We start from the raw sequence: 10,860 nt of genomic DNA on the forward strand, positions 1-10,860 counted from the left end.
TGCGCACTATAACAACGGACGCTCCCGCGCGCAAGAGCCGTTGCGCGATCGCCACTTTTCCTCATCGGTCATTTCAGTTGACGTTTAGGCAATAATCGTCGAGTATTATCCCGACCGAGCTAGAAATCATATCAATTCGCCCGAAGGACACCGGTGACTCTCGACGCCAACCAGATCCTGGCTCTCGCACCCGATCCCGCTTCGGCCAGGGCCGGCAGCCAGCTGGCGGCGCCGCGGAACTGGTCGAATCTCGGCGGGAGCGATGCCGCGCTGTGGGGCGAATGCCAGGGCAGCGGCAAGGCACCGTATCGCACCCAGATCGACCTCGGCGGCCCCGCCTTCAAATGCACCTGCCCCAGCCGCAAATTCCCCTGCAAGCACGGCCTCGGCCTGTATCTGTTGCGCACGGCCGAACCCGCGCTGTTCGGACAGATCGAGCAGCCGGCCTGGGTGCGCGACTGGCTGCAGGGCCGGCAGGTACGCCAGGAAAAGAATGCCGCGCCGATGACCGAACCGGGTCCTGACGCCGCGATGGCGGCCGCGGCCCAGGCGCGCAAGCGCGAAGAAAAGCGCGAAGACAAGGTCGGCGCCGGCCTGCTGGAACTGCAGACGTGGCTGCACGACCTGGCGCGCGAGGGTCTCGCGTCCGTGCGCTCGCGCGGCCAGGGCTTCTGGGATGCGATCGCCGCGCGCATGGCCGACGCCCAGGCGGCGCCACTCGCGCGCCGTTTGCGCCGTGCCGGCAGCATGTTGTACCAGTCGGGCCTGCGCAATGCCGAGTGCCTCGTCGCGCACGAACTGGCGTCGCTCTATCTGCTGACCCAGGCGTGGCAGCGCATCGACCAGCTGGCGCCCGCGCTGCAGGCCGACGTGCGCGCGCTGCTCGGCTGGACGATGGGCCAGGACGACGTGCTGCGCCAACGCCCCGTCGCGGACCGCTGGCGCGTGCTGGCCCAGTGCACGTTCGACGACGAGCGCCTGCGCGTGCGTGCGACGTGGCTCCACGGCGCCGGCCACGCGCGCTGGGCCCTGCATCTCCAGTACGCGGTCGGCACGCACGGCTTCGAACAGCAGCTCGCGCCCGGCACCGAATTCGACGGCGACCTGTGCTTCTATCCGAGCGCCTACCCGCTGCGCGCCCAGATCCGCAGGCAGGACGCCGCCCGGCCTCTCGCCACCGGCGTCGAACCCTGCGACCTTGACGGCCTGCTGGGCACCTATGCGGACGCCCTCGCCGCCCAGCCGTTCCTCGAGCGCCATCCCGTGCTGCTGGGCGGCCTCGTGCCGGACCACGCGGACCACGGCGCCGTCCGCGATGCGCAGGGTCGCCGCATCGCCCTGCATCCCACGTTTCGCCATCCGCTGCACCTGCTGGCGTTGAGCGGCGGCCATCCGCTCACGGTATGCGGCGAGTGGGATGGCCGCACGCTGCTGCCGCTGAGCGTCTGGCACGAGGGCCGCCTGTACAACATCGACAGCGACTTCATGACATGACGAGGCACCGATGAGCGACGATGCCCGCCAGCTGCAGCAGCTCCTGAAAATCGGGACGGCCAGAGCCGGCCGCGCGCCCGCCACCCTGGCCGCGCCGCTCGATGCACTGCTGCCCCGCGATACCGCCGCGGCGCCCGAAGCGGCATTGTGGCTGTCGCTCGGCGCGCTCGACCTGTGGGAGCGCAGCGGCTTCGTGGCGCCCGGCCAGCCTGCGCCGATGCCGGCGCCGGCCGCCGCGCCCGACACGCTGCGTCCCTGCCCGCTCCGTGCGCAGGCCGTCCTGGCCGGGCTCCTGCGCGGCCTGCATCCGGCCGGCCTGGAAGCCGAGTGGCTGCACCTGCTGCGCCGCCATGGCGGCTGCTTGCCCGCACACATCCTGCCCAAGCTGCTCGATGCCGCCACGCGCCAACCCACGCTGCGTGCCGCGCTGCTGCCCGTGCTGGGCGAACGGGGACGCTGGCTCGCGCGCCTGCAACCGGCATGGTCGTGGGCTGCCGCCGAGGCGAATACGGGCGCATCGCTGTGGGACACCGGCACGCCGGAACAACGCATCGCCGCACTGCGCGCCTGGCGCGCGCGCGATCCGGCCGCGGCGCGCGCCGCCCTCGCCGCGGCGTGGAGCAGCGAGCCGCCGGAACAGCGCGCGGCCCTGCTGGCGGCGCTGGCCAATGGCCTGGGCCCGGACGACGACGCGTTCCTCGACGCCGCGCTCGACGACCGCCGCAAGGAAGTGCGCGCCGCGGCGCAACGCCTGCTCGCACGCCTGCCCGGATCGCGGTTCGCGCAGCGCATGCTCGATCGCCTGCTGCCGCTGCTGCGGTTCGAGCGCCCGTTGCTGCGCGCCGCCCGCATCGAACTGACCCTGCCGGCAGCGCTCGACGCGGCCATGCGGCGCGACGGCATCGGCATCGGTGCCCATCACGGCCTGGGCGAAAAAGCCGGGTGGGTCGTCGACATGCTGGCCGCCGTCGATCCGCAAGTCTGGACGCGGCATGTCGACCGCGGGCCGCGCGCCTGCCTCGCCCTCGCCGAGCACGGCGAATTCGCCACCGTGTTCGTGCGCGGCTGGGCGCTGGCCGTGCAGCGCCATGCGCAAGACGATCCCTCGCCCGGCGCGCTGGCCTGGCTGCGCGAGCTGACCGCGTGGTGGCTGGGTGCCGAGCCGGCCCTGCGCGAGGCCGTTCCCGACGGCCTGTTCGACCTCGCCGCCGCCCGCTTTTCCCAAGACGCGGACGGCACCTCCAGCGCCCTGTTCGACGCGCTGCCCGACCGCTGGATCGCCGACGGGGCCCGCGTGCGGCTGCTGGCGCGCCTCGCCGCCGGTTCAGCGGTCACGTGGCCCGCGCCGTTGAGCCGGCGCGCGCTGCGGCGCCTGCAGTCGGCGCTGCCCGCGCTCGCCGACACGGGTCACCCGTGGCTCGTGCGCCAGTTGTTGTCCAGTCTCGCGCTCGTGCTCGACCCGGCCACGGCCGCCGCGTGCGAACCCGCGCGGCACCCGGACGCCCAGTGGCAAAGCGCCATCGACGAATTCCTCGATCTCGTGCGCCTGCGCCACGAGATGACTCTTTCATTCCAGGAGACAGCATGACCGCCACCTCTTCCGTCCTCCGCCAGCACGCCGAGCAGCAGTACGCCGAAGAGCTGGACGCGCTGATCGCATTCGACACGCGCCAGCGCCCGCCCCGCTGGAAGATGTCGCCGTGGGCCGTCTCCATGTACCTGCTCGGCGGTCAGTTGGACAAAGGCGTGACGATCAGCGCGAAATACATCGGCAATCCGCGCGTGATCGAGATCGCCGTCGCCACGCTCGCCACCGACCGCGCCCTGCTGCTGCTGGGCGTGCCGGGCACGGCGAAATCCTGGGTGTCCGAACACCTGGCAGCGGCGATCAGCGGCGACTCCACGCTCGTCGTGCAGGGCACGGCCGGCACCAGCGAGGAGGCGGTGCGCTACGGCTGGAATTACGCGCAGCTGCTGGCCAAGGGGCCGTCGCAGGAAGCCATCGTCCCGAGTCCCGTGATGCGCGCCATGCGCACCGGACGCATCGCCCGCATCGAAGAACTCACGCGCATGCCGGGCGAGGTGCAGGACGGCCTGATCTCGATCCTGTCCGAGAAGGTGCTGCCGATCGCGGAACTGGACGACGAGGTGCTCGCCGAGAAGGGTTTCAATATCGTCGCCACGGCGAACGACCGCGACCGCGGCGTCAACGAGCTGTCGAGCGCCCTCAAACGCCGCTTCAACACCGTCGTGCTGCCGCCGCCGCGCACGGCCGACGAAGAAGTGCGCATCGTCGAGTCGCGCGTGGCCAGCATCGGCCGCGCGCTCGAACTGCCGGCCGAGACGCCGGCGCTGGAAGAGATCCGGCGCATCGTCACCGTGTTCCGCGAACTGCGCGACGGCGTGACGAGCGACGGCAAGACCAAGCTCAAGGTCCCCAGCGCCAGCATGAGCACGGCCGAGGCGATTTCCGTCGTCACGCACGGCCTGTCGCTGGCCGCGCACTTCGGCGACGGCGTGCTGCGCGGCGCCGACCTCGCGGCCGGCATCGTCGGCGCCATCGTCAAGGACCCGCTGCAGGACCGCGTGGCGATGCTCGAATACCTCGAGACCGTCGTCAAGGAGCGCGACGGCTGGAAGGATTTATACCGCGCCTGCCGCGACGTGATGGCCTGATGCGGCGATGAGCGTCCACCTGTTCGGCATCCGCCACCACGGCCCCGGTTGCGCGCGCAGCCTGGCGCAAGCATTGCGCGCGCTCGCGCCGGACTGCATCCTCGTCGAGGGCCCGCCGGAAGCGGACGCGCTGGCGCGCTTTGCCGGCCGTGCGGACATGGTGCCGCCGGTGGCCCTGCTGCTGTACGCGCCGGCCGAGCCGCAGCGTGCCGTGTTCTATCCGTTCGCCGAGTTTTCGCCGGAATGGCAGGCGCTGTGCTACGCCGCCGAGCACGATGTCGCATTCCGCTTCTGCGACCTGCCGCAGGCCCAGCGCTTCGCCTTGCGCGCGGCGTGCGAACGGACAGACGACGCGAAGGACGACCGGAACGAGGACCTGCACGCGGACCCGCTGCGCTGGCTCGCCCGCGCGGCCGGCTACGGCGACGCCGATACGTGGTGGGACCACCTCGTCGAACAGCGCGGCGACAGCCTCGGCCTGTTCGCCGCCATCGCCGAGATGATGACGGCGCTGCGCAACGAAGCGGGGCCGCCCGCCGACGACCTGGATACGAAGCGCGAAGCGTGGATGCGCACGGCGATCCGCCAGGCCGTCAAGGAAGGCCACGAGCGCGTCGCCGTCGTGTGCGGCGCGTGGCACGTGCCGGCGCTGGCGCTGATGCCCAGCGCGAAAAGCGATGCCGACCTCGTAAAAGGACTGGCGAAGGAAAAGGTCGCGGCCACGTGGGTGCCGTGGACGCACGGCCGCCTCACGTTCGCCAGCGGCTACGGCGCGGGCGTGACGGCGCCCGGCTGGTACCGCCACCTGTGGCGCCACCGCGACCGCGCCGGCCTGCACTGGCTGACCGAGGTCGCGACGCTGCTGCGCCGGCACGATCTCGACGCATCATCCGCCCACGTGATCGAGGCCGCGCGCCTGGCCGACACGCTGGCCGCGCTGCGCGAGCGTCCGCGCGCGGGGCTGGACGAATTGATGGAAGCCGTGCGCGCCGTGTTCTGCTACGACAGCGACGCGCCGCTGCGCCTGATCCGGCGCGCACTGCTCGTCGACGAGGCACTGGGGACCGTTCCCGACTACGTTCCCGCCGTGCCGCTCGCGCAGGACGTGGCCGCCCAGCAGAAGCACCTGCGCATGCCGGTGCGGGCAGACATGACGGAACTCGACCTCGACCTGCGCCAGGGCGCGCACCTGGAAAAAAGCGTGCTGCTGCATCGTCTCGCGCTGCTGGGCATCCCGTGGGGCCGCCAGCAGACCGTGCGCGGCCGGACCGGCACCTTCCACGAGCAGTGGCAGCTCGCGTGGGAGCCGGAATTCGCCGTCGACCTGATCGCCGCCAGCCGTTGGGGCGGCACGCTGGAAGCCGCGGCGACGGCGCTGGCCGCCGACCGCGCGGCGCAGGCGCAACTGCTGCCCGAACTCACGCGCCTGATGGAGGCGATTTTACTGGCCGACCTGCGCGCGGCCGTCGCTCCGCTGATGGCGCGCATCCAGGAAGTGGGCACGCTGACGCCCGACCTCGGCCTGCTGCTCGCGGCGCTGCCGGCGCTCGTCAACGTGCTGCGCTACGGCAGCGCGCGCGCGGTCGATACGCAGGCGCTGTCCAGCGTCGTCGACGGCCTCGTGGCGCGCGCCTGCATCGCGCTGCCGTACGGCCTGCGCGGCGTCGCGGACGATGCGGCCGCCGGCCTGCTCGGCCAGATCATCGCCGCCGACCAGGCCGTGCGCCTGCTGCAGAACGAGACGCATGCGGCGGCGTGGTTCGACGCGCTGGAAGCGGGAGCGACGAGCGATCTGTCGAATCCGCTGCTGGCGGGACGCGCGAGCCGCATCCTCGCCGAACAGGGCCGCTGGGATGGCGAGCGCGCCGCGCGCCAGCTGGCCCTGCGCTGCTCGCCGGCGGTCCCGCCGCTCGTCACGGCGCACTGGCTGGAGGGGTTTTTGCAGGGCAGCGGCGCGCTGCTCGCGCACAGCGATGCGTTGTGGAGCATCGTGAACGGCTGGCTGCTCGCGCAACCGGACCACGTTTTTACGGAGCTGCTGCCGCTGCTGCGCCGCACGGTCGCCACGTTCAGCTCTCCCGAGCGGCGCGCACTGGGCGAGCGCGCGGCGCAGGCGGGCTGCCCGCCTGCTGTCGGCGCGGCCGCGGCGGCCGTCGATCCGGTGCGCGCGCGGCGCGTGCTTCCCATCCTGCACACCCTGTTCGCCGCCTTGCCGGCAAAGGAGCCGGTCCATGTCGAATGAAGACCGCAACACGGAAGCGGCGCGGCGCTGGCGCCTCGTGCTGGGCCAGGATGCCGGCGAAGCGCTGACGCTGGGCGCCGGAGACGCCGCCGTCGACGCCGCGCTGGACGCGCTGTACGGTGCCGGTCCCGACACGCGCGGCGGCAGCCTGGGCGGATCGGCGCCGCGCGTGGCGCGCTGGCTGGGCGACATCCGCCAGTACTTTCCGTCCAGCGTCGTGCAGGTGATGCAGAAGGATGCGTTCGACCGCCTGGGCCTGCAGCAGATGCTGTGCGAGCCGGAGATGCTGGCGGCCGTCGAGCCGGACGTGCACCTCGTCGCCACGTTATTGAGCCTGAACCGCATCCTGCCGAACAAGACGCGCGCGACCGCCCGCGCCGTCGTCGCGAAGGTCGTCGAGGACCTGGAAAAGAAGCTCGCCGCGCCGATGCGCCAGGCCGTCGCCGGCAGCCTGAATCGCGCCGCGCGTAACCTGCGCCCGCGCCACCAGGACATCGACTGGCTGCGCACGATCCGCGCCAACCTGCGGCACTACCAGCCGGCCTACCAGACCATCATCCCGCACACGCGCATCGGTTTCGGCCGGCGCGGACGCTCGCTGCGCGACATCGTGCTGTGCGTGGACCAGAGCGGATCGATGGCGCCGTCGGTCGTGTATGCGAGCGTGTTCGCGGCCGTCCTCGCCAGCATCAAGGCGGTGACGACGTCGGTGGTCGTGTTCGACACCGCCGTCGTCGACCTGACGCCGCTGCTGCACGATCCGGTCGAGGTCCTGTTCGGCACGCAGCTGGGCGGCGGCACCGACATCAACCGCGCGCTCGCCTATTGCCAGGGCCTGATCACGCGGCCGCAGGACACGATCTTCGTCCTGATCAGCGACCTGTACGAGGGCGGCAACAACGCCGAGATGCTCCGGCGTGCGGCGAGCCTCGTCGGCAGCGGCGCGCAGGTGATCGCCCTGCTCGCGCTGGACGACGGTGGCGCGCCTTCGTACGACCGCAACAACGCGGCGAAGCTGGCCGCGCTGGGCATCCCCTGCTTCGCGTGCACGCCCGACCTGTTTCCCGACCTGATGGCGGCCGCGATCCAGCGGCACAGCCTGGAACAATGGGCGTCGCGGGCCGGCATCGTGCACGCCTGACGGCGCGCCGCTTCAATCGTGCGCGCGGTTGAACTCAGCCGTGTTTGGCGCTACTGTCATCCCATGGACGATCAAGCTTCCCAGCAAGAAAAGAATCATCGAACAATGCGCGACATCATCGAAGAAGCGCGCTGCATTCTGCCCGGCCTGCAGGCGGTGTTCGGTTTCCAGACGATCGCCGTGTTCAACGAACGCTTCAACGACCTCGCGCTGTACGCGCAGGCCTGCCACATGGTCGGCCTCGCGCTGATGGTGATCGCGATGGCCCTGTTGATGACGCCGGCCGTGTATTACCGCGCCCAGCACGGCTATGCGACGTCGCTCATGGTGAAGGTGTCGCGCCGGGCCATCCGGGGTGCGCTGATGCCGCTGGCGCTCGGCCTGTCGCTCGACATGTTGACGGTCGTGTCGCTTGCAACCGACATGCTGTCGCTCAGCATCGCCGCCGCGGTTGCTTCCCTGCTCCTGTTTGTGGGACTCTGGTATCTGATTCCACGCCGCGATCCGATCCAGGTCGGCGAGCCGCAATCCTGACGCCGACATTGCCACGGCCGCGTTGTGTGAGGCGCCGAACAGATGAGAGCGCTTGCAGCCGGATAATACCCTTGTGTCTACGGCATCGTGGGCAAGGATTTTACGAACTGGGCGACACTGGCCTACCTTCAAGTTCCGATATCGGGGGGAGCACAGACGGTGGCGAGTGTTTGCCCAGCCGTTCATGCGGCGGCGACGCGTCGACCGCGGGCTTGTTTGCCCGCGCGTCCGCGGCGTCCGCTGCGGCGGCTGGAAGTGGCGGCGGGTGTCATCCGCGTCGGTGATCCGCCGATGCAACCCCGGTCGTTTGCCGGTGTCGAAGCGTGCAGGCAGTCATACGCAAAGGAGGCAAGCATGAGCCTGATCCTGACCTCGGCCGACTTCACGCCCGGCGGCCCCATCCCGGCCATTCACACCTGCGACGGCGCGAACACGTCGCCCGCGCTGTCGTGGTCCGGTGCCCCGCCCGACACCCGCAGCCTCGTCCTCATCGTGGACGACCCCGACGCGCCGGATCCCGCCGCGCCCAAAATGACCTGGGTGCACTGGGTTCTCTACAACCTCCCGCCGCAGGCGAACCACCTGCCCGCCGGGGTACGCGACGCCGAGCTGCCGCAGGGTACGCGGACCGGCCAGAACGACTTCAAGAAGACGCACTACGGCGGCCCCTGTCCCCCGGTGGGACGGCATCGCTACGTCCACAAGCTGTACGCGCTCGACACCGTGCTGCCCGACCTGGGCCATCCGACCAAGGCCCAGGTGGAACAGGCGATGCAGGGGCACGTGAAGGCGCAGGCGGAACTGATCGGCACCTACCAGCGCGGACACTAGGCTGCGCGGATGAAATCGACGAACGCGCGCAGCGGGGCCGGGACGAGGCGCCGTCCCGGATAGTAGAGATACGGGCCGGAAAAGCGCGGCCACCATGGCTCCAGCACGGGCTCGAGCAGGCCGCGGTCGATGTACGGGCGCAGCCAGTCCTCGAACAGGTAGACGACGCCCATGCCGGCGACGGCGGCGTCCACTTTGAGATCGATGGCGCCGCCCACCTGGACGAGCAATGGTCCGGACGGGTCGATCACCACCTTGTCGCCGTCGCGTTCGAACTCCCAGCGGATCACTGTCCCGCTGGCGAAGCGGGCGCGCATGCACGTGTGGTCGAGCAGGTCGCGCGGATGCTGCGGGCGGCCGCGCCGTGCGAGATAGTCCGGGGCCGCGGCCGCCGCCATGCGTTGCACGCGCGGGCCGATCGGCACGGCGATCATGTCCTGCTCGAGCCTTTCCTCGTAGCGGATGCCGGCATCGCAGCCGGCCGCGAGCACGTCGACGAAGCTCTCTTCGGCGATCACTTCCAGGCGGATTTCGGGATAGGCAGCAAGGAAGCGCGGCACGATATCCGGCAGCACGAGCCGAGCGGCACTTACCGGGACGTTCAGGCGCAAGGTGCCGGTGGGCGTGTCGCGAAAACCGTTGACGACGTCCAGCGCGCTCTCGACTTCGTTGAGCACGGGATCGAGACGCGCGAGCAGGCTGCGGCCCGCTTCCGTCGGGACGACGCTGCGCGTGGTGCGGTTGAGCAGGCGGACGCCGAGCTTCGCTTCGAGCCGGCGCACCGCATCGCTCAGGCCGGATGCGCTGCCGCTCGTGGCCCGGGCAGCATCGCGGAAACCGCCGGCGCGCGCGACGGCGACGAAGGCGGAGAGGTCGCCGAGATCGACTTTCATGGTTTTCATTGTCCGTTTTGACGTACAGCCCATGCAGACTATACCGGATTGTCTTGCGATCGTGCCGGACTTATCTTGGATGCACTGTTCACTGTTCATCAAAGGAGAATCACATGTCCAGTATCGATCGTGCCGGCACGTATCAGCTCGGCGATCGCACCGTCCGGCGCCTCGGCTATGGCGCCATGCAGCTGGCAGGTCCCGGCGTCTTCGGACCGCCCCGGGACCCCGACGCGGCCCGCGCCGTCCTGCGCGAGGCCGTGGCGCTCGGCGTCAATCACATCGACACGTCCGATTTCTATGGGCCGCATGTCACCAACCAGTTGATCCGGGAAGCGCTGCATCCGTATGCCGACGACCTCGTCATCGTTACGAAGGTCGGCGCGCGGCGCGACGGCCAGGGCAACTGGCTGCCGGCCATCACGGCGCAAGAATTGCGGCAGGCCGTGCACGACAACCTGCGCAATCTCGGCCTGGACGTGCTCGATGTGGTGAATTTTCGCAGCATGCTGGATGTGCACGGCCCGGCGGAAGGATCGCTCGAGGCGCAGGTAACGGCGTTGGCGGAGCTGAGGGAAGAAGGGCTGATCCGGCATGTCGGCCTGAGCAACGTGACGATGCGACAGGTCGAGGACGCACGGCGCATCGTGCCGATCGCATGCGTGCAAAACATGTATAACCTCGTCCACCGCGGCGACGACGCCTTGATCGATGCGCTCGCGCGCGATGGCATTCCTTATGTGCCCTTCTTTCCGCTGGGCGGTTTTTCGCCCCTGCAGTCGGATGCCCTGTCGGCCGTCGCGGCCGGGCTGGATGCGACACCGATGCAGGTCGCGATCGCGTGGCTGCTGCGGCGGGCGCCGAACATTCTGCTGATTCCGGGCACGTCGTCGACCGCCCATTTGCGCGAGAACGTGGCAGCGGCGGACCTCGTGTTGACGGAGGACGTGCTGGTAAAACTCGAAGGCGTTGCCGATACGGGGAGGTAGAAAGCAAAAAGCCCGCTCAGTATCAACTGAGCGGGCTTCTGCATATAACTAGCCTGACGA

At 70.1% G+C, this 10,860-nt stretch carries 9 protein-coding genes; 8 read left to right on the forward strand and 1 reads right to left on the reverse strand.

Annotation, left to right across the window (positions count from 1 at the left end; all coding sequences use genetic code 11):
* Window positions 1-153 precede the first annotated feature (153 nt).
* The 7 genes from ASC93_RS29295 (at window position 154) to ASC93_RS29325 (ending at window position 8,918) form a co-directional block, all read left to right on the forward strand.
* Window positions 154-1,494, forward strand: coding sequence for an SWIM zinc finger family protein (locus tag ASC93_RS29295; protein WP_056451239.1), 1,341 nt, complete (start codon window positions 154-156; stop codon window positions 1,492-1,494).
* Between the two features lie 10 nt (window positions 1,495-1,504).
* Window positions 1,505-3,082 (forward strand): DUF5691 domain-containing protein, encoded by a 1,578-nt coding sequence (locus tag ASC93_RS29300; RefSeq protein WP_056451242.1) that lies wholly within the window; start codon window positions 1,505-1,507, stop codon window positions 3,080-3,082.
* Entirely contained in the window at window positions 3,079-4,170 is a 1,092-nt protein-coding gene (locus ASC93_RS29305; protein ID WP_056451245.1) for an AAA family ATPase, read from the forward strand. Before ASC93_RS29300 ends, ASC93_RS29305 begins: the two co-directional genes overlap by 4 nt.
* Before the next feature lie 7 nt (window positions 4,171-4,177).
* Window positions 4,178-6,412 (forward strand): DUF5682 family protein, encoded by a 2,235-nt coding sequence (locus ASC93_RS29310; RefSeq protein WP_056451248.1) that lies wholly within the window; start codon window positions 4,178-4,180, stop codon window positions 6,410-6,412.
* On the forward strand, window positions 6,402-7,553 hold the full coding sequence (locus ASC93_RS29315; protein ID WP_056451251.1) for a VWA domain-containing protein: 1,152 nt from the start codon (window positions 6,402-6,404) through the stop codon (window positions 7,551-7,553). Before ASC93_RS29310 ends, ASC93_RS29315 begins: the two co-directional genes overlap by 11 nt.
* Window positions 7,554-7,616: 63 nt before the next feature.
* Window positions 7,617-8,087 (forward strand): DUF6328 family protein, encoded by a 471-nt coding sequence (locus ASC93_RS29320; RefSeq protein ID WP_056451254.1) that lies wholly within the window; start codon window positions 7,617-7,619, stop codon window positions 8,085-8,087.
* A gap of 354 nt (window positions 8,088-8,441) precedes the next feature.
* A complete protein-coding gene (locus tag ASC93_RS29325) occupies window positions 8,442-8,918 on the forward strand; it encodes a YbhB/YbcL family Raf kinase inhibitor-like protein (RefSeq protein WP_056451256.1) in 477 nt (158 codons plus the stop codon).
* On the opposite strand, the gene ASC93_RS29330 is transcribed toward ASC93_RS29325, so the two are convergent.
* On the reverse strand, window positions 8,915-9,811 hold the full coding sequence (locus ASC93_RS29330) for a LysR family transcriptional regulator (RefSeq protein WP_056451258.1): 897 nt from the start codon (window positions 9,809-9,811) through the stop codon (window positions 8,915-8,917). The genes ASC93_RS29325 and ASC93_RS29330 overlap by 4 nt on opposite strands.
* Before the next feature lie 113 nt (window positions 9,812-9,924).
* On the opposite strand from ASC93_RS29330, the gene ASC93_RS29335 reads away from it, so the two are divergent.
* Entirely contained in the window at window positions 9,925-10,800 is an 876-nt protein-coding gene (locus ASC93_RS29335; protein WP_056451261.1) for an aldo/keto reductase family oxidoreductase, read from the forward strand.
* Window positions 10,801-10,860 lie beyond the last annotated feature (60 nt).

It is taken from the genome of Massilia sp. Root335 (assembly GCF_001425685.1).
GTDB classification, from domain to species: domain Bacteria; phylum Pseudomonadota; class Gammaproteobacteria; order Burkholderiales; family Burkholderiaceae_D; genus Telluria; species Telluria luteola.